The sequence below is a fragment of the Arthrobacter sp. MP_M4 genome (assembly GCF_035984855.1).
Taxonomy (GTDB): domain Bacteria; phylum Actinomycetota; class Actinomycetes; order Actinomycetales; family Micrococcaceae; genus Arthrobacter.
This window is the reverse complement of record NZ_JAXCHX010000041.1, coordinates 1-17,819: the sequence shown is the minus strand read 5'-3', so window position 1 is coordinate 17,819 and position 17,819 is coordinate 1. Positions and strand designations below refer to the sequence as shown.

General features: G+C 62.2%; 15 protein-coding genes and 1 pseudogene. 8 read left to right on the top strand and 8 right to left on the bottom strand.

The window, feature by feature from the left end; all coding sequences use genetic code 11:
• A pseudogene (locus RCH15_RS18410) lies at positions 1-285 on the top strand (hypothetical protein); the annotation flags it as partial.
• A 57-nt stretch (positions 286-342) separates the two neighbouring features.
• On the opposite strand, the gene RCH15_RS18405 reads toward RCH15_RS18410, so the two are convergent.
• The 6 genes from RCH15_RS18405 to RCH15_RS18380 all read right to left on the bottom strand — a co-directional run bounded on the left by RCH15_RS18405 (position 343) and on the right by RCH15_RS18380 (position 7,389).
• Positions 343-852, bottom strand: a complete 510-nt coding sequence (locus tag RCH15_RS18405; RefSeq protein WP_326962101.1) for a hypothetical protein — start codon at positions 850-852, stop codon at positions 343-345.
• Positions 839-2,650, bottom strand: a complete 1,812-nt coding sequence (locus RCH15_RS18400; protein ID WP_326962100.1) for a type IV secretory system conjugative DNA transfer family protein — start codon at positions 2,648-2,650, stop codon at positions 839-841. Before RCH15_RS18400 ends, RCH15_RS18405 begins: the two co-directional genes overlap by 14 nt.
• An 8-nt stretch (positions 2,651-2,658) precedes the next feature.
• Positions 2,659-3,873: an ATP-binding protein gene (locus tag RCH15_RS18395; RefSeq protein WP_326962099.1), complete on the bottom strand. Its 1,215-nt coding sequence runs from the start codon at positions 3,871-3,873 to the stop codon at positions 2,659-2,661.
• Between the two features lie 242 nt (positions 3,874-4,115).
• Positions 4,116-5,618 carry an SCO6880 family protein gene (locus tag RCH15_RS18390; protein ID WP_326962098.1) on the bottom strand — a complete coding sequence of 501 codons (1,503 nt, stop codon included), beginning with the start codon at positions 5,616-5,618 and terminating at the stop codon, positions 4,116-4,118.
• On the bottom strand, positions 5,611-7,089 hold the full coding sequence (locus RCH15_RS18385; RefSeq protein ID WP_326962097.1) for a type IV secretion system protein: 1,479 nt from the start codon (positions 7,087-7,089) through the stop codon (positions 5,611-5,613). The genes RCH15_RS18390 and RCH15_RS18385 overlap by 8 nt, the downstream gene beginning before the upstream one ends.
• A gap of 12 nt (positions 7,090-7,101) precedes the next feature.
• Positions 7,102-7,389 carry a hypothetical protein gene (locus tag RCH15_RS18380; protein ID WP_250821336.1) on the bottom strand — a complete coding sequence of 96 codons (288 nt, stop codon included), beginning with the start codon at positions 7,387-7,389 and terminating at the stop codon, positions 7,102-7,104.
• A gap of 220 nt (positions 7,390-7,609) precedes the next feature.
• Here RCH15_RS18380 and RCH15_RS18375 point away from each other — a divergent pair, with 220 nt between their 5' ends.
• From RCH15_RS18375 to RCH15_RS18360, 4 genes are all read left to right on the top strand, one after another.
• Positions 7,610-8,041 carry a LexA family protein gene (locus RCH15_RS18375; protein ID WP_326962096.1) on the top strand — a complete coding sequence of 144 codons (432 nt, stop codon included), beginning with the start codon at positions 7,610-7,612 and terminating at the stop codon, positions 8,039-8,041.
• 65 nt (positions 8,042-8,106) lie between these two features.
• Positions 8,107-9,387: a Y-family DNA polymerase gene (locus tag RCH15_RS18370; protein WP_442784536.1), complete on the top strand. Its 1,281-nt coding sequence runs from the start codon at positions 8,107-8,109 to the stop codon at positions 9,385-9,387.
• Positions 9,388-9,431: 44 nt separating this feature from the next.
• Entirely contained in the window at positions 9,432-9,773 is a 342-nt protein-coding gene (locus RCH15_RS18365; protein WP_326962094.1) for a hypothetical protein, read from the top strand.
• Positions 9,774-10,088: 315 nt separating this feature from the next.
• The gene (locus RCH15_RS18360; RefSeq protein ID WP_326962093.1) at positions 10,089-10,262 is read left to right on the top strand and encodes a hypothetical protein; all 174 of its coding nucleotides are present in this window, start codon (positions 10,089-10,091) and stop codon (positions 10,260-10,262) included.
• A gap of 34 nt (positions 10,263-10,296) precedes the next feature.
• Here RCH15_RS18360 and RCH15_RS18355 read toward each other — a convergent pair whose 3' ends face one another.
• On the bottom strand, positions 10,297-12,690 hold the full coding sequence (locus tag RCH15_RS18355; RefSeq protein ID WP_326962092.1) for a tyrosine-type recombinase/integrase: 2,394 nt from the start codon (positions 12,688-12,690) through the stop codon (positions 10,297-10,299).
• Complete coding sequence (locus RCH15_RS18350; RefSeq protein ID WP_326962091.1) at positions 12,687-13,889, bottom strand: tyrosine-type recombinase/integrase; 1,203 nt, start codon at positions 13,887-13,889, stop codon at positions 12,687-12,689. The genes RCH15_RS18355 and RCH15_RS18350 overlap by 4 nt, the downstream gene beginning before the upstream one ends.
• A gap of 168 nt (positions 13,890-14,057) precedes the next feature.
• On the opposite strand from RCH15_RS18350, the gene RCH15_RS18345 reads away from it, so the two are divergent.
• From RCH15_RS18345 to RCH15_RS18335, 3 genes are all read left to right on the top strand, one after another.
• A complete protein-coding gene (locus RCH15_RS18345; RefSeq protein ID WP_326962090.1) occupies positions 14,058-14,216 on the top strand; it encodes a hypothetical protein in 159 nt (52 codons plus the stop codon).
• 223 nt (positions 14,217-14,439) lie between these two features.
• Positions 14,440-15,591 (top strand): SIR2 family protein, encoded by a 1,152-nt coding sequence (locus tag RCH15_RS18340; RefSeq protein WP_326962089.1) that lies wholly within the window; start codon positions 14,440-14,442, stop codon positions 15,589-15,591.
• Complete coding sequence (locus tag RCH15_RS18335; RefSeq protein ID WP_326962088.1) at positions 15,581-17,344, top strand: ATP-binding protein; 1,764 nt, start codon at positions 15,581-15,583, stop codon at positions 17,342-17,344. Before RCH15_RS18340 ends, RCH15_RS18335 begins: the two co-directional genes overlap by 11 nt.
• Positions 17,345-17,819: the final 475 nt, after the last annotated feature.

Sequence of the window (17,819 nt, the reverse complement as noted above, 5' to 3'; positions counted from 1 at the left end):
CCTCAAGCGCACCCTCGCCCGACACCTTTACCGCGTTATGGAGTCCACGGCCAAGTCCTCGGCGCCCGAACACGGTTGACAAACATAGGAGCGTCAAACGGGCTGCTCCGCCAGTACTTCCCGAAAGGCACCGACCTCTCCGAGCACTCACCCGGTCGGCTGCTCGAAGTCGCCACCGAACTCAACAACCGGCCCCGCAAAAAACTCGGCGGAATCACCCCCGCTCAAGCCCTGCAACGACTACTCTCAAACCCAGAACAGCCCATCGTTGCAACGACCACTTGAAACCGCCCTACCCCGTGGACAAGGATTCAAGTCCGGCCAGGCGCGGACCGCATGACTTCAGAAGTCGTCACCGGCCTGGTGGGAAGCCGCCTGCCAATCAACGAAGCCCGGCGCGTTCAACCGGAGGATTCTCAACGCGGGCTCCTTGTGCGCTTGCAGGCTCACACAGCCGGCCGTGCGGGTATGGGTCCGCAGACGCTCGACGGCGTGTGGCAGCCGCTCGTGAAAGGCGAGCGGCCCGAAACCGGGATCATCGCTGGCATAGGAGGCCAGTTCCGCCCGGTGCAGCGCGTACAGCTCGGCAACGATCTCGGTGTGTCGCCACCAGCAATCCGGAACCACCGACGTCGTCAGCTGGTACGTGGCGACAAGCCATCTGACCCACACCGCCAGGTCGCCCCACACGGTCCCGGCCTGCACCGCCGTCAGTTCCCGCCAACGGTACGTCACGCCGGTCGCCCTCCCGGGCGGCCGGAATGCGGATCGGAAAAGCTCGGCCGTCAGGTCGTCGTCGTCTCCTCCTGCTGAGGGAATCTCAAAGCGTTCGGTGTCATCACGGCTCACCATCGCTCGCCTCCACGGTTGCTTGCTGCCGCAGGCGGTGCCCGTCCGCCAGGGCTTGTTCAAGCTCAAGCTTCGACCGGCCAAGTTCGGCGGCGTCCTTGCGCTTGTGCCATTCACGCAGGTCCAACAGGATGGGGCGGGTTCGACGCCCCAGCATGAGTGCTGTGCCGGTCGGCAGGCGCCGGATCTCATCGAGCGGCAAGACCGGGCTCTCCCTGATCTGTTCGCCGTCCTGGCGGCCCTGCGCTGACCAGGAACGGGTGTTCAGGGTCAGGCTCCGCTCCCCCAGCAGCCCGGCGAGCGAACGAAGGTCACGCTCGTCAGAGCCGCCGCCGAAGATCACCTTGATGATGGCCGAGTCCCAGATGGTTGCAGCCTCATCGATAGACCAGCCGGTCCGCGCCTGGGACAGCGACTGAAGGACCACAAGAGTGGAAATGCCGATGCCGCCGCCGTCAGAGAGGGCGATGGGCAGCCCCGGCCAAGGTGCCAGGTTCGCAATCTCGTCCAGGATCAGGGACAGGGGCGGATCCAACCTGCCTCCAGGGGCGACAAAGGCCATCTCGCGGGCAGCATTGTCGATGTCATCGATCAGGGCCGAAAGGTACGGACCTGCTGCCGCGGCTCCGGCGCGGGTCCCGATCAGATACAAGGTTCCGCAGTCACGGATGAATGCTTTTGGATCGAATTCTTCGGATTCGTCCAGTGGGTCCAGCGCGGCGAGTACTTTCGGCGATGACAGCGGCGCAACAGCAGCCGAGACGCCGATCCAGGAGTTCGACGTGTTCCTGGGGTCATCCTCAAGGATGCCCATGAGATCGGCATGCCACCCCAGCGCAGACTCGGGCCGGCTAAGTACCTCCAGCGCCTCACGCGCCAGGACAGGGCTCGAGGACCAGCGGCGAAACGCGCGGACGCCTTCCCCGGACAATGCCGCAGCGTGGAGGAGGCATTGCAGGATGATCAGCGAGCGCTTTTGCCAGGCCGCGTTTTCGCCCTTCATCTCCGTGTCTGCGGTGATGACGAGGGCGCGGCGGGTGGCGGTGTCCGGGTCCTGGCAGCCGCGGACGGGAGACCATCGAAGCGTTGAAGGCAGCCCGGACATGCCCTGTGGATCGAACACTGTTACCGGCCTGCTGCCGGTGGCGCGGGCCTTCATCGTGACCACCAGATTGTCGGACCGGGTGGACGTGGTGACCAAAGCGCCCGGCGCGTCGAGGATCGCGTTGATGACCACGTACAGGCCCTTGCCTGAGCGCGGCGCGCCTTGGATGACCATGGATTCCTCGGTGGAGACGTGGATCGTGACGCCGCGAGAACGTCCCAAAGTCCACGCCACGTCCTCGATCCGGGGGTTGGCTAAGCCTGGCCTTGTGAACTTTCCTCGCCTTCGGACGGCCCTGGCTCCGAAGTCGTGGAGGATTTCCGCGCGCCGGGCGATCCCCTCGCGGTTCAGGATGTCCTGGCGCAGCCACGCACCTGATTGCTTCCACCTCCGCCAGACCAGGACAGACCCGATGGCGAGCGTGACTGTCAGGAATAGCACCGGGCCGACCACCCACCAGACTGCGCCGGTGCCGACGTCGCATCCTTGTGGTTGACGGACGATCCAATCGATCCGGCCGATTAGGAGCCCGACGGCGGCGGCCGGGTTGAAGGGCGACGGCGGACCGCCGCCGCAGCGCCAGAGCATCAGGAGATGTGCTGCGCCCTGGACGAGGAAGCACAAGCAAACATAGCCGGCCGTAGCGATAAGCCCGGCCGTGACCAGTGGAGTATTGTCTCCCGCCCGCCGGTTCATGGCGGCTTTCAGATCATCCGGTCGTCGGTGCCGAAGACTGCCAGTTCATCTGTGGTGACCCTGTTCGCCACGATGAAGGACCGGTTCCCGACTTTCCAGAGCCCGACGCCTTTGGGGAGGTTCTCCACGTGCTCGCATTCGGCCTCTGATAGCCCCAGGGCTTCTTTGGTCAGGCGCATGGCATCGTGCTTTTGCCGGTAGATGATCCTGGTGTCGGCTTCGGTGAGCAGGCCGAGTGCCTTTTGGCGGTGCCCGCTGGTGCTGTCGCCGATTTCGTTGAGGTCGGCCACTTTGTGCATGATCAGCAGATTCGCGATGCCGTAGGTGCGGGCCAGCCGCCATTGCTCGCTCATTTTGGCGAGCATGTAGGGGTCCGCCAGCATGCGCCAGCCTTCGTCGTAGACCACCAGCCGTTTGCCGCCGTCGGGATTGGTGACGGCGGCTTCCAGCCAGGTGGCGCCGCACGCCGCGGCGAGGGACAGCGCCTGCTCCGAGGCACCGATCAGCGCGGACGTGTCCATGACCATCATGGGCGCGTCGGCGTCGAAGGAGACGGTGGAGGGTGCATCAAACATGCCTTCGAGGTCGCCCGAGACCGTGCGCCGGAGGGAGTGGCTGACTGCCTGTCCCCCGTCCTTGCCGACCAGCCCGATCGTTTCTTTCGACGGGTTCAATAAGTGGTCCAGGACCATGGGCAGCGTGGGATTCGAGTTCTGGGCCACGGTCTCCATGAGCGCCATGTCCAGGGCTGTGTGCTCGACCGGACGCAGCGGCATCCCCTGTCGCATGAGCGACACCAGCGCCACCAGCAGATAGCGGCGTCGCTGGCGGACCACTGCCTGCCAATGCGCCTCGCTCAGCGCACTGGACCGCGGACCGGCGTCGAGCGGATTGACCCGGGCAGCCCGGCCGGGCCCCACAGAGATAACCTTCCCGCCAACGGCGTTGGCGACGGCAACCCACTCACCCTTGGGGTCGGAAGCGACAGCAGCCTTCCGACCCAGCGTGACCGACCTGGCCACCAGGGACTTTCCGCACATAGACTTCCCTGTCCCCACGGTGCCGATAACAACAATCGAAGGGCCACTGATGACGCCCTTGTCATAGAGAATCCATGGATCGTAGGAGAACGCTCCCGAGCCGAAGACGTCTGTGCCAATGTATGTTCCCTCGTGGCCCAGGCCCGATTCGGTGATAAACGGGTAGGCAGCGGCAAAGGTCATAGTGGACGCCCGGTGCGGTGCCGGGCGCAGGCGGTGCGGGCCGCGCAGAGAATTCGGTTCACCGCTCCCCCAGTCGCCGCCGCGCTCCCTTCTGTCGAGCCCGGCGCCGATAGTCTCTCCGACTCGCTGGAGCATCCCCTCCCACGGTTTGCCGTCCGCGGCAGCCGAGCCCCGGCGTCGGTCCTTCCGCTCCTGGCGGTTCCCACCCGCCGGCACGTAGTGAACCGATTGGCTTGTCCTCTTCATCGCAGTCCCCGCCCAAACGGGAGCGCACCAGCGACGAACCCAGCCCACTGCTGCCCGGCCAGCAGCCGCAGTTCGACAAAGGCTCCCGCCGCCGCCGACTCGAGCTCCTGCCTGTGTCGAGCTAGGTCTTCGAGGGTGCCCGCCGTGATGGTCACGTACGCGGCCGGCCGCACGTCTCCGTGACCGGCGACGATCTCTTCCTCGCGCTGGGTCACCTCTTCTTCCTCTGCCCGTTGCTCCCGGGTGAGCGGCCTGTCGAAGCGCGTGTTGATCCGCCGCCTGGTTTCATGGGCTTCCTGGGCGGAGCGAATGTCCCGCAGCGCCTCAGTTGTCGGCACAGCCCGGATCACCTCAGTCACCGTATGGCGGAAATCGCCGACATAGATCAAGGGGTGGAGGAAGCCCGGAAAGACCTTCTGCCGCGGCCATTCGGCAATCCAGAACGTTTGATGAAAACCGGAGTCAGTCCGCACATAGGTCCAGTGCTCCTCGACCGCCATTGGCCCGGCAGTGACGCTGGGCGCCTGGGGCTCTTCGTTCTGGGGCCCCGGCGCCATCGTGCTGACTGCGGGCTGTCGGACCGGGGCTGCCGGCGCGGCCGGATCGAAGGCGCCACGGACGACGTCGAGAAGGCTTGTCTCCGGAAGCCACTCCTCCACCCTGACGCTATGCGTGCCCAACGCGGTGGTCATGGCCTCGACCTCCAGCCGCAGCACCTGTTCGACGCCGACCAGTCCCCCGCCTGACTCCCTGATTCGGCGTCGCGCTTTGCCGGTGTCCACCACGAGTGCGAGCAAGAGATCGTGGCTCATCGCCGACCCTGCCGCAGCGATCAGATCCTCGTAGGCGCGCTGGCCCCAGGTGAGTTCTTCAGGGGTGCTTGCCCGCTCTGGGGCAGTGCGTTCATAGAAATCGCGCAGGGCCGACGAGGGATACGGGACGGTGTAATCCTGGACTGCGATTCTGGCGACGCTGCTGCGCTGGGCCATGCCTGCCTGCACCCGGGACCAGGCCTGAACCGCCCACGCCTTATCGTCAGAGTCAAGGAGCGCAAATGATCTGGTGCTGCAGCGCAGCACGGCGATCGCCTCCCTGCCCCGGGCGTCCACAATAAACGACTCACCGTTTGAGGTACGACGCAATTCCAGGTTGCCCAATCCGCCCGGAAGCGCCAGTCGGCCTGCCAAGGCTGCGCGCTCCGGCCTGATAAGGAAGCGGGTTTGCTTGGCGGCCAACCGGTAAAAGAACAGGGCAGCATGCCCGGCCCACACCGGGTAGGGAATCCTCGAATACTGGAGCAACCCGAGCAGGATGAGCGACAGCCACAATGGCCCGGATGCGAAGAGGCCGACTGGCCCGCTGATTGCCGATGCCGTGCTGGCTACAAGGACCCCGGCCGCCAGCAGCAGCAACTGATACCACTTCAAACCCATGAACAAACCGCGACGCTCGTACCGGGGGAATTTGACAGCCTCGAGAGCGCGTGAATTTTCAGACATGGGTGTCACCATCCTTCGGGGACTGGACGACTGGTTGCTGTCGGATGGGCGGGCCTGGGGTTGCCATCGGCGGCCCCGGCGGGGTGACCGGCTGCGGTGCCGGTCGAGGAGCCGGTGGCGGTGGTGCGGTGCGAGAGGCCGGTGGCGGTGGTGCCGGTCGAGGAGCCGCCGGATCAGCCGGCTGCCTCGGCGCCGGGGGCTGCTCGCCGATTGCACGCGTGCCCGGCCCGGTGCGCGGTGCGCCCGGACTCGAATCCGACCCGCACCGGTTGCCGCGCGCCCGGGGCGACGGTCGCCCGGTGGCCGTGGCGCCGGTGTCGAGCATCAACGCGGTGTCATTACCCTCAGGAGTCTGGGGCGAGGTCGTTCCTGTCAGCGATTGCGGCAGTGGAGCCCGGGGCGGCAGCACGCGAGTGGGAAACTGCGGTCGGCTCGACTGGATCGGACGATTCGCAGTTGAGTGCGATGCCAGGCCCGCGAGCGTGAAGCGGCCGCCAGTCTGTCGGCTGATCTGCCTGGCGGCAACGCCAGAGCTTCGAGAGAGTACGTGTCCGCCGCCCGCAGTTTGCGCGGCTGCTGCAAGCTCACCACCGGCGAAACTAACAAGGCGTAACGCCATCAGCGGGGCACCACAAGCCAAGGCCATGCCGACCACGCCGGCTGCCAATCCGGCGAATGACTTCGCCTCGGCAAAGAGCTTGATGGCCACGGCCAGCACGGTCGCGGCCAACGGCTTGGCGAGAAGCAACGCGACGACGATCTCGCACCACCGCCGAGCCCATGTTTGAGTCTTCTCCCACGGCATGAGCATGAGAGCGACCGGGGCGACTGCGGCAAGCACGAGGAGCGCAAAGGATCGAAAAATCATTGAACACATCAGGATGAACGCCAGAACCCAGACAACGATGACTGCCATGGCGGTGACGACTACCGCTCCGGCCGCGCCTCCCGTGGACCCGGGAGCCAGAGAGACGACGTTCCACTCTCTGCCGGCGCCGGCCGGAGCTTTTTCGAAGCCGAAGAGCCGCATGAACAGCACGTAGGGATCCGTTCCCATGGAGCCGAGAAGCGCCGTCGACGCCGCATCACTGACTTTGGTGAGCTGGCGGACCAAGTACACCGCACCTGCCACCATCGGGACAGCGGCGGCCCCGCCTACCAGGGCCCGCACAAGACGGCGGGGTTGTTGGCTGATTAGACCGGACAGCAGCTGAAGGATCATGGCCACGACGAGGGGCGTCATCATGACGACGACCCACCAGCTCGTGAGCCCTTCGACGGCGGTCCACTGCGATTCATCCACGTCTGAGAAGCTGAACGCGCCGGTGATGAATGACCAGATCCAGGAGGCGATGTTTTGGAGAATGTTTGCGAAGAACGACGTTATGGCACTTTGAACGCCGTCGTTGGCCTGGGAGACGAGACCACATCCCGGCGGCCACCATCCGTTCAGATCACACTGAACCGGCATGACTAGTCGGACCTAGAATCCGAGATTGAACGCCGACTGGGACCAAAGAATGTAGCCGTTAATGCCGCCCAGGATCGCGGCCACGGGCCCAGTCCAGAGCAGGATCATGCCGCCGCCCGACGCCAGCCGTGACGATTGGCTCAGCTTGCCTGCCAAGAGCATCGCGGCTCCGATGATCGCGACAATGGCGATCACGATAAAGGCGCCGACGAGGATGCCGCCGCCGATCTGTTTCAGCGATTCGAGAAAGGGGAAGTTGGCGTTGGGGGTGATTCCGGGATCCACAGCTGCCAGCAACATCGGGCGCTCCATCTATCGTCTTCGAATGGAATGAGGGGTTTGGGCTCACGACTTCATGGAGGCGGCCGGGTGCGGCGACATGACTGGTCTTGCTGCCCGGGACGGATTCGCACCCCCTTGGGCATCCTGCATCGGATGCCACTCCGCAGGGAACAACTTTTTGTCGGCCGGGCGGGCTACACTGAATCAATCGAACATATATTCGAATCAAGGGTGTGTTGTGGGCGTTGTTGTCGGTCCCCGTGTGATAAACGCGGGTATGTCGCTGTTGTCGGTTCTGATCTCTCCGGTCCCTGTCGCGGCCGGGTATCCCTCGCCGGCGCAGGACTACTTTGACGGCCGGATCGACCTGAACGAACATCTGATCAAGGACATCACCAGCACCTACGTCGTGCGGGTCTCCGGGGATTCGATGGAAGGCGCCGGCATCAGCGACGGCGACGAACTGATCGTCAACCGGGCCCTAGAACCACGGGACGGGTCCGTTGTCGTCGCGGTCCTGGATGGAGAGCTGACCATCAAACGGCTGCGGATCACGGGAACCGGGGTGGTGCTGCAGGCAGAGAACCCGGCCTACCCGGATATCCGGGTGCCCTCGGTGTCGGACCTGGTCATCTGGGGCGTCGCCACCCGGTGCCTGCACCATGTGTAAGATGCGCTATTGCGTCAAACGGGAGCTTTGCCGGAACGGGGCAAGCAATGTCTAAGCCGGCTCTCATGCATCATATGGCGCAGATCGCCCACGTGGATGTGAACTGCTTCTATGCCTCGGCCGAGCGTGCGTTCAATCCGTCCTTGGAGGGCCGCCCCGTCGTCGTTTTGTCCAACAACGATGGCTGCGCCGTCACCCGGTCGCCGGAGGCCAAAGCCCTCGGCATCGCCATGGGTGAGCCGTGGTTCAAACTCGCCCCGCGCGCCAAGGAATGGGGACTCGTCGGCCTTTCGAGCAACTACGAGCTCTACGGCGACATCAGCGCCCGCGTGATGGAACTACTGGGCCGCTACTCCGCCTGGCTGGAGGTTTACAGCATTGACGAGGCGTTCCTCGGCGTCAAAGGCACCCCGGAGGAGCTCCTGGCCCTGGGCCGGTCCATGAAGGCTGCCGTACGGCGGAACGTCGGCGTGCCGGTCTGCGTCGGGATCGCGCCCACGAAGACCCTGGCGAAGCTGGCGAACAAATGGGCTAAGAACAACCCCGCGTTCGACGGGGTCTGCAACTGGGACTCGGTTCCCGCCGCGGACAGGGAATCGCTGATGCGCCGCCTGTCGGTCGTCGAGATCTGGGGTGTCGCCACGCGGCTGACCAAACGCCTCAACGCCCTGGGAATCCATTCCATCCTTGATCTGTCCCGGGCCGATCCGGTGATGATCCGGGACCGCTTCTCCGTCGTCATGATGCGCACCGTCCTGGAACTCCAAGGCACCCCCTGCATCCCGATGGAGGAAGAACGGATCGGCCGGGACCAGCTCATCTTCTCCCGCTCCTTCGCCACCCCCATCACCACCTCCGCCGGCATCCGGCAGGTTATGAGCGTCTACGGCCAGCAGGCCTCCGCGCGGCTGGCGAAACACGGGCTCCAGGCCAAAGTCCTCACCGCGTTCGCCGGCACCTCACACTTCAACCCCAACGACACCTCCTACCCCTCCGTGTACGTGCCGCTGCCGATGCCGACCGCGGACCCGGTGCTGCTCACCAAGGCAGCCTACGCACTCCTGCCCCGCATCTGCGAGGGCATCCGGTACGCCAGGGCCGGCATCATGGTCACCGACCTGAGGCCCTCCGGCAACCAGGCACCCCTGGCCCTGTTCGAAAACCAGCACGAGGAACGCCACGTCGGAACCCTCCTGGAAGACATCACCCGCCGGTACGGGCGCGGTTCCATCGGCTTGGGCCACGGCGGAATCCGGGGCGGGCCGGACTGGACCATGAAACGGGACATGCTATCCCCCCGGTACACCACGCACTGGGACGAACTCCCCCTCGTCAAAGCCGCCTAACCCAAAGACGCCCGCACGACCGCACCACGAAAGAACGCAACACCATGACCAGCACCATCGCCGAAGCCGCCTCGCAGACCCACGACGTCCAGGTCCGCACCGGCCCGGCAGGCAAACCCCTGGCCATCCGCCACGACGGACGGATCTGGCTTGTCGATCCCGATATCGACTCTCAGCACTGGTTCGGACGAGACACCTGGTGGGATACGCGGCGTAGCGCGGCCGTCGGCAGCGGTGACCTCGTCAGCATTGAGTTCTGGCGCCTTCAGGTCCGCTCAGGCACGAACTCGATCCTCCGGACCGTCATAATCCGCCGGAATCCGCTCACAACGCACTGGGTGCTGGAGAGCATCAGCGACGCCGACGAAACAACCGAAGAAGAGTGAACGGGCGACTGATCACCAGTCAGACGTGGGCGGCGATTCGGGCGGAGTTCACGCTGCCGCCCCTGGAATTGGTTCGGCGTCAGCTCTCCGAGCTCATGGAAGACCCCGAAACCGTGATGCGGCAGTTCGTCCGGGTATTCTTATCCGGACTACTGAGGCTGGGGACGTCCCCCGATTCAGCCTCCAGTGCTCCAACCAGTCATCGCTCATACCTTGGCCTTGGAGTGGGAAGCCAATACGGTAGGTGGAAGAGACTCTCCTGTGGGAGGCGCTGAAGTAGGCCGCCCTTCTCGTCGGCAGTGGAAGGGAACTACTTTGAGCGAAAAAACTGGGCTGATTCTCCTTATGGTCGGGACAGGATTGCTGGCCATACTGGCATTGATACAACTCATCCGTGGTGACTACGTCTCTGTTGCCATTTGCCTCCTGAGCGTTTTCTTTGGGGCACTGGCCTTTGCGCTGAACCGCAGGGCCAAGAAGAAGTCTTGAGCGAGAAATGACAAAGCCTGTCGTGCCGTTCTCGTCAGCGGTCGTTGGCTTCCTTTAGATTCCTGACTCGTGGGGTTTCGAGGTCGACGAATTCTCGGTCATTGCGGCTTTGAAGTTTATACATCTGTGCGAGCTTCAGTTCAGCGCTGTTAAGAGTGACGCGCAGGCCTTCGACGTCGCCGATCCAGCCATGCTGTTCGGCTTCGGTAATGCGTTCCCCGAGGTTATCGATGATGTCCTGAAGCCGGTCGATCTGGCTGGGATCCGGACGGAGAAGGGCACAGCGAACGCAGGCATGTTCATGTTGGCAGCCTGTGCCATACGCTCGGCCGCAGCTGCCTAGGCTGAGTTTGCGTTGCACGAAATGGGCTTCGAATTCGTCCCATTCGGCGGCGGTTGGTTCGCGGTATTCTTCGGTGGGCCGAATGACCCGTCGCTTTACGATGAAGGTGCGGTGGTGCCGGATGATGTCCCTGGGATAAATCCCTGCGTATCCCTGAGTCGTCGCCAGACTGGCGTGCCCCATCAGCACCTGCACGATGTGTGGAGGCAGGCCGCTGGCAAGTGCCTCGGTCGCGAAGATGCGACGGAAATCGTGCGGGGTGAACCTCACCTCGGCACCGCTGACCTTGATCTGTGCGCGTCCTGCCAAGTCATTGAGCAGCGTGGAGACGGTGGCCGTCGTCATCACGTTCGGCGGTCCGGCGCCACGGCGGCGGACGAACAGGTGCGGAAGGGGTGAGCTCAGCACTTTCTCGGCTGAGTCCCATCGCTGTGTCAGCGGTGCACCACCCGTGTCCTTGGTGATACGAGAGAGCACTCGGTAGAGCGCGTGCACGAGCTCGGGGCCTGCCACCATCAGACGCTCTGTGTCGGTCTTGCTCGGAGCGAAGTGCAGCAGCGGTATGGTCTCCCCGGTCCCTGGAACCTTGTAGGGCTGGATGCTCATGTGCACCAACTCGAGGACTTCTTCGATCCGTGCACCGGTGTGTCGAAGTGTCTCAACAAGCGCCCAAGTCCAGAAGGCGTTGTCCTCTTCAAAGGACAGGTCCCGGTCTTTTCCATTGCGCCGAATCCGGACATGCGCATGTTCACTGCTCTGGAAGACTTCCCAAGCCTCGCCGTCCATGTCGATAGTTTGGCCGGCGCCGGCCGTCTTGGCATCCGCCAGGGTTGCTTCTGCGGCGCGGAGGGCCTGTTCGGCAGCCTCCACCAGACGGGGCAACACGGGAGCCAGCTCACGGGTGCGCTGTTGCATCGTTGCGATGGTCGCGCGCCGGTGCTTCACGTAACCACGGGTTTCCGCGAAGGTTACGGGGCTTGGGGCGACCCATTGCGCCCAGAAGGCATCTTCGAGTGCCCATTGGCTGATGTCGAGATAGAACGCCCGGACGGAGAAGAAGACGCTGTAGACTTCCCGGCGCGGCGAGCCGTCGGCCTTAACTTTGACTCTGGCTTTCCAGCCAGCAGCCTGCTTCGGAGTCAGCGCGAAGCTGCGTTGGCCTGGGTAGTGCTTGACGATGTCGGCGAAGAAGAGGCCGGCCAGATACCTTCCCAAAGCACAGAGCGAGGCGTAGTCGAGGCCAGCCGACCGGACCTGAAGATAGCGTATGAGTGGTTCCCGGCAGGGGCCGGTGATGTCGTAGTAGTCGACCATCTCATCCACCGTTTTCGGTCCGACGCGGAGCCGTGTGGGCATGGTCCCGGAATCGTGTCTGATCCATCCCAGCCCGTGCAGCACGGGCCATACGGCGGTCAGCCCGCTGCGGCTGACGTCGATCAGCTTCCCGGGAAGCTGGGTAGTCAGGTCGAGGATGTCTTCGGCTGTGAGCTGGCGGATCGATTTGCCTGTATGGGCCTGAATGCGACCTAAGGTGAGGATCCCGCTAGTGGCCTGGGCCGGTGAAGCCTTCGCACGGACGAGGGCGTTTTCGAGTTCAGCTGTGTGGGCGGGATCCCGGAACCGGCTGAGTGCTTTCCAGAAGGCAAAGCGCTGACCCGCGATCCACCGGTGGGACGGGCGCATGACGTCCAGAGCCAGCAGCGGTCCCATCGCCGCATTGAGTCCTTCGACCTCGTTGCGATTCTTCGTGTTCTTGCTTGAACCGCCGGCTATTCTGAGCCGCCACGTCAGAGCGTCATGCCCTACCTGGCCCTCGAACAGCGCCCAGCGGTCCTGCCAGGTTTCACCCGGCAACTGCCTCAAATGACCGAGTAAGCGCCGAATGCGCGCCCTGTGCTCATGCAGCTGTGGCCAGTACTGGCTGCAGTCCTCAAGACGGTTGATGATGTCCTCAATGCTGGCGCTGGTCAGCGGTCCAGGAGGGATGGGCGGCAGTGCAGGCGGTTGTTGTTCCTGTGGTGGCGGCGTGTGGTCATTCCAGCTTCGTCGTGCGGTCTGGATCTTATTGATGGGCGGAGTTGTCACTGGTTCCCCCAAAGCACGCGCAACTCATCGGGGTTATAGGGCTGACCGGTCGGTGAACTGTCAGCGGCAGGGGAAGTCCTGCTGCTCAGATGGGCCCGGTAATGCTCGATGACCTCCTCCATATGCGGAACCGCATAAACCGTGGTCGTAGTCAGCGACTGGTGACCCAGTAACTCCTGGACTTCGTGAAGGCCCATCCCGCCCTCGAGCGCTCGGATCGCGAACGTGTGCCGCAGATCGTGCAGCGTCCAGTTCGAACCGAGCAGGTCGTTGCAGCGTCTCAGGACGGCGCGCATAGCTTCGTATGTCAGAGGACGGGGCTCGCCCCGCAGCGTGAGCCAAACCGGTGCATCCGGGCCAGCAACGCCTCCTTCGAGCTGATAGAGCCGAAGCCATACGAAAGCATCAGGCGCCGCGGGCAACCATTGCAGCTGGCCGCCTTTGCGGTAAACGCCGATCAGCTGGTCACCCACGTTGACCCTGTCGCCCGTGATCCCGAGAAGCTCGCTCGCCCGTGCACCGCTGCTGACATAAAACGCCACCAACGCCCGGTCCCTGTTGGACCGCAAACGCCGGAACAGATCGTTAAACTTTCCATCCGGGATTGATCTTGGCACCCGGTGCGCCTCGCGCTGACGCAAGGGTTGTCGCCGCACCGGGGCAAACTCCCGCTGAGGATCATGGTGCGCATGGGCTCGCCCGCGGCGCCGCTCGAAAGGATTCACGATGGGCCCGTCACCCACCCGAAGCTGGAAAGCGAAAAACTCCTTACACACCGTCGTCGTGTGGTTGATCGTCGAGGGTGAGTAACGCATTCCGAGATGCTTCTTTCCCGTGACAAGGTTCCGGCTCCCCCGCCGCTGCGGGACGTTACGATTCCCGACGAACTTCTCGGTCTGGCGCGCCCACAACACGAAGTCGCGCGCTTCAAGGGACGTTGCCTGCTCCCAGCTGACACCGATGGCCCACAAAAATCGAAGGAACCGAAGCAACGACAAGGCATAGGTTCGTACCGTCTGAGGCGAACGATCCGACGCTGCCAGCTCAAGCAGATACTCCGTCGCAGGAGCGAACTCCTCTCCCACCGCGTCGAGGATAACGAACCCAGGAACACCGGAGCGAGCAATCACCCGTCCGACGTTTGCGACAGTCAGCCCCTCCGCCCGATGCCGATCCCAACTGCGATCCGAGAGATCCATGACCAAAGCATGACGCTGACGAGGTTCGTCCCAGCCGACGACACGCACTGTGAACCGTCAACTTAGTCCGGTAAACAGATCATTGACGACGGTACCTTCTGCCCCGGATTCCAGTTCCTTCCCGGTGGACAACTTCAGCCAACCGTCACAGTGCTTTTTCGGAGAGCCATGGAGCTGGACCTCCCACACAACTACTCCACCCTCTTGATGGTCACCCCCTCCAAGGCCTTTACCGGATCTCGCCCCGTCGACCTCCTGAAAGTCGGCCCCGCTCCCCTGCTGCGCGCGCTGGAATCATCCCTCTGGCGCGGATACGATCCGCGGTGATGGGACTCCGATTTTCTCGCCTGCGCGCCCGACCATCACGATGAGGTCCTGGGCCGCGGAAGGATCACAGAAAGGTTCTGGCCGTCCCGGAATCGATTTGAAGCTGATACGTGGCGACGCACTGTACCGAGTTCACGGGTGAAAAGTTACTTCCAGCTTCTAGACTTGCCCGGCTCCCGACAAATGACCGAGCTCCAGGAAAAAGTTCGTTACTGTCAGCATCATGACTACCCATGACCCTGCCCTATTTGCAGGCGGTTTGAGCGCTAAACTCGCAACTCGATCACGCCATGTTTGCGGCTTTTTAGGCGCTGGAACCTCGAAAGCTTGCGGTTTGCCAGATGTAGCCACACTGCAGGCGCGGATAAAGGCACAGCTAAAGGGCGCTGAGTTGGCAGCATTCAATCGAATCACTTCAACGAGAAATCTTGAACAGGCACTCAGCCGCCTCCGAAGGATTCAAGCCGTGGTTGAATCCGATGATGTCGTCGATGGTTTGACCGGGAGTCAGGCCAAAGATTTAGATACGGCTATCTGTCGACTAATTATTTCTGAGCTGTCGACGACAAAGGTTGACCTTAATCCGGTTCGTAACTTGGCAGCCTGGGTTGCAAGAGCAGATTATGTGAAGCCGATCGAGCTTTTCACCGTGAATTATGATTCGCTGCTTGAACAAGCTCTTGAGGCGCAGGGCGTTCCTTACTTCGATGGCTTCGTTGGTTCCCTCAAAGCCCGCTTCCGAACGGACATGGTAGAGGCTGCGCCCGGAGACACTGACGTGTGGCTTCCTTCCTTCTATGCACGCCTGTGGAAGCTTCACGGATCCGTGAACTGGACCTGGGACACGGAAGGTCCGATGGACCAAGTTGTCAGGTTGGGATCGGCCATTCCTGCTGGCGAACTAGCTGCCATTTTTCCTTCGGATGCGAAGTACGAGGAATCCCGCCGAATGCCTTTCGTGGTTCTTCAAGACCGAATGCGGCGCGCGTTGAACGAGCCCGAGACACTGTTTCTGGTGTCAGGCTACTCGTGGGCCGACGATCACCTTAACGAACTGATCTTTGATGCTGTGGCTCGTCGGCCTCGGTCGGAGGTTGTGGCTTTCTGCTATGCCGAGATACCTCCTACCCTTGGAGACATGGCTCTCAAAACCCCCAACCTCCAAGTGATAACTCAGAAAGAGGCCATTATTGGCGGGATCCGAGCGCCGTGGTCCAGTCCAGAATCGACCGCGATGCTGCCGGCAGATGTCTGGAACGACGACCGATGCCATCTGGGCGATTTCGCCCAGCTGGCAACCTTCCTTGCGCGGAGTTCATCCGCCCGGGCAGCCAGTACGCAGCTGACGGATGCTGGTGGGCTCAATGGGAGCTAAAGATGAAACCTATATTGGACGCGTACGTCACGTACTCGGCTCGCAGATTACAGTAGCTCTGGATCCTGACTTAGCGGGCATTGCCCCAATCTATAAGGGGCAGCTTCAACAAATAGGTCAAATCGGCTCGCTCGTCCGCCTCCCACAAGGAATGGTTGACCTCATTGCCACCGTAACTCTTGTGGGTATCTCAGAACTAACGCTTGGTCTTGGTCCTCGGGAATCGTCGCCCGTGGGTGAGAGATGGTTACAAGTACAGCTTTTGGGTGAAATCGACCGAGGCACACGACAGTTTCGCCGCGGCGTCGGTTCGTACCCCGGGCTTGACGATCAAGTACATTTCGCGCGGACAGAAGAACTTGAAGCCGTCTATCCCAACCCGTCTACTACCCACATCCGGGTTGGTCGCCTATCGTCTTCTCAGGCGATTCCTGTCGCCCTTGACGTCAACAAGCTCGTCGTGCGCCACTCTGCCGTCGTTGGTTCGACTGGGTCAGGAAAAACCAGTGCCGTCGCATCTTTGCTCCAAGGTTTCTCAAACGGACACTGGCCGGCTGCAAACATTGTTGTTATTGACAGTCACGGTGAGTATGGACACGCTCTGGCACACCATGCCTCCATACGATCAGTACTCGGCAGCGGGGAATCGCGACTGCACGTCCCCTTTTGGGCTCTCCCCGCAGTAGATATTCTTCGGGTTTTTGCCGGGTCCTCAGGTGGGCCGACCACTCAGAAAACCTGGACAACATTAGTGGCAGATGCGAGACGCGAATTTGTGATTAGTGCATCGTGGCTCCACCTGAATCCGAGTGCCGTGACTGCTGACACTCCAGTGCCTTTTGACATTCGGAAAGCATGGCTCCGGCTTGATTCCGAGAATCGTGAGACTCGTCGAGACAAGCAAGACCCGTCGACGGTTTGCGTGGAGAAAATGGGGAGCGCAGAAACACTCACCCCTAACGCATACCTTCCCAATGGTCCTGGCGGAAAACCACCGATGCAGAACCCCATGTTCGGAACACATGGGAGCACTCCTGAGCTACTGAGGCTCGGGCTGCTGGATCCACGCCTAGCGTTCCTTCTGGAGCCCTCAGGTACTCCGGAAGGTCCCGACCCTTTGGTGTATGCGGTCGATTCCTGGATCGGGGGGTCTAAGCCCGTGTCCGTTCTTGATTTCAATGGTGTGCCCGATGACGCCGCCGAACTTGCTATCGGGGTCATATTAAAGCTGCTCTTTGATGTAGCAATCCGCACGCCGAATGGATCTGTGGGAATCGGACGCCCAAATCCAGTCCTGATCGTGCTTGAGGAGGCTCATCGATACCTAGGAGATGGCGCGGCCCCCATTGCTAGGAATGCGGCGAATAAGATCGCACGCGAGGGGCGCAAATATGGCATTGGTTTGATGCTCGTCACTCAGAGGCCCTCAGACCTCCCCGATACAGCATTGGCTCAGTGCGGGACGATTATTGCACTGCGACTGAGCAACAGCGCCGATCAGGGCAAGATTCGCATGGCTTTGCCGGACAGTGTGGCCGGATTAGCAGAGACGCTTCCATCCCTTCGAACAGGTGAAGCAATAATAAGTGGAGAAGGTCTCGTTCTGCCCACCCGAGCTTTGTTGGATCGCCCGGACCCACTACCGTTGGCTGAAGATCCGTCCTTGGATTCTTGGCGGAATAGTCACGGAACACGGGATATTGCGCCTGCCCTGGCCAGATGGCGGGGTATCTATGAGATGGAGAAACAATGACCTTTAAATGGCAGCCCGTGGCATCGACACGCATTGTGGCGGAGGGATATGACCCTGACGTCGAGATGATCTATGTGGAATTCCCTAAAGGTGGGGTTCAGTGGTGGTATGGAGGGTGCACGCCAGACGTTTGGGAGGAGTTCACAGCTCCGGGTCAATCTCGAGGTCAATTTATTCATCAGGTCCTCAACGGGAAACCCAACGGGCGTTACTCCTGATCAGTACTACGCCAAAGACTGACTACGGCTCAGGGGCAGGCCCGGAGCGTATTCGTCCACCTTGACCGCTACTCACCCGTCAACTTGCAAGGTGCAACTCCGCAGGTCAATTGGGTGCCGTTTGCATGCCTTCCTTGTATCCCTTGTACCCAGGACCTACGGGGGCTCTTCAAGGTTCCCGGGGAAATAGGTTCGTGTTGTAGCTAGAAGAGGACTCGTGGTCCTGCTGGGATGAGTGTTACTACGCATTCAACCTG

Bases quoted from the DNA above. Each gene is read 5' to 3' on its own strand.
- RCH15_RS18405 (WP_326962101.1), bottom strand. From the start codon at position 852: ATGGTGAGCCGTGATGACACCGAACGCTTTGAGATTCCCTCAGCAGGA.
- RCH15_RS18400 (WP_326962100.1), bottom strand. From the start codon at position 2,650: ATGAACCGGCGGGCGGGAGACAATACTCCACTGGTCACGGCCGGGCTT.
- RCH15_RS18395 (WP_326962099.1), bottom strand. From the start codon at position 3,873: ATGACCTTTGCCGCTGCCTACCCGTTTATCACCGAATCGGGCCTGGGC.
- RCH15_RS18390 (WP_326962098.1), bottom strand. From the start codon at position 5,618: ATGTCTGAAAATTCACGCGCTCTCGAGGCTGTCAAATTCCCCCGGTAC.
- RCH15_RS18385 (WP_326962097.1), bottom strand. From the start codon at position 7,089: ATGCCGGTTCAGTGTGATCTGAACGGATGGTGGCCGCCGGGATGTGGT.
- RCH15_RS18380 (WP_250821336.1), bottom strand. From the start codon at position 7,389: ATGTTGCTGGCAGCTGTGGATCCCGGAATCACCCCCAACGCCAACTTC.
- RCH15_RS18370 (WP_442784536.1), top strand. From the start codon at position 8,107: ATGCATCATATGGCGCAGATCGCCCACGTGGATGTGAACTGCTTCTAT.
- RCH15_RS18365 (WP_326962094.1), top strand. From the start codon at position 9,432: ATGACCAGCACCATCGCCGAAGCCGCCTCGCAGACCCACGACGTCCAG.
- RCH15_RS18350 (WP_326962091.1), bottom strand. From the start codon at position 13,889: ATGGATCTCTCGGATCGCAGTTGGGATCGGCATCGGGCGGAGGGGCTG.
- RCH15_RS18345 (WP_326962090.1), top strand. From the start codon at position 14,058: ATGGAGCTGGACCTCCCACACAACTACTCCACCCTCTTGATGGTCACC.
- RCH15_RS18340 (WP_326962089.1), top strand. From the start codon at position 14,440: ATGACTACCCATGACCCTGCCCTATTTGCAGGCGGTTTGAGCGCTAAA.
- RCH15_RS18335 (WP_326962088.1), top strand. From the start codon at position 15,581: ATGGGAGCTAAAGATGAAACCTATATTGGACGCGTACGTCACGTACTC.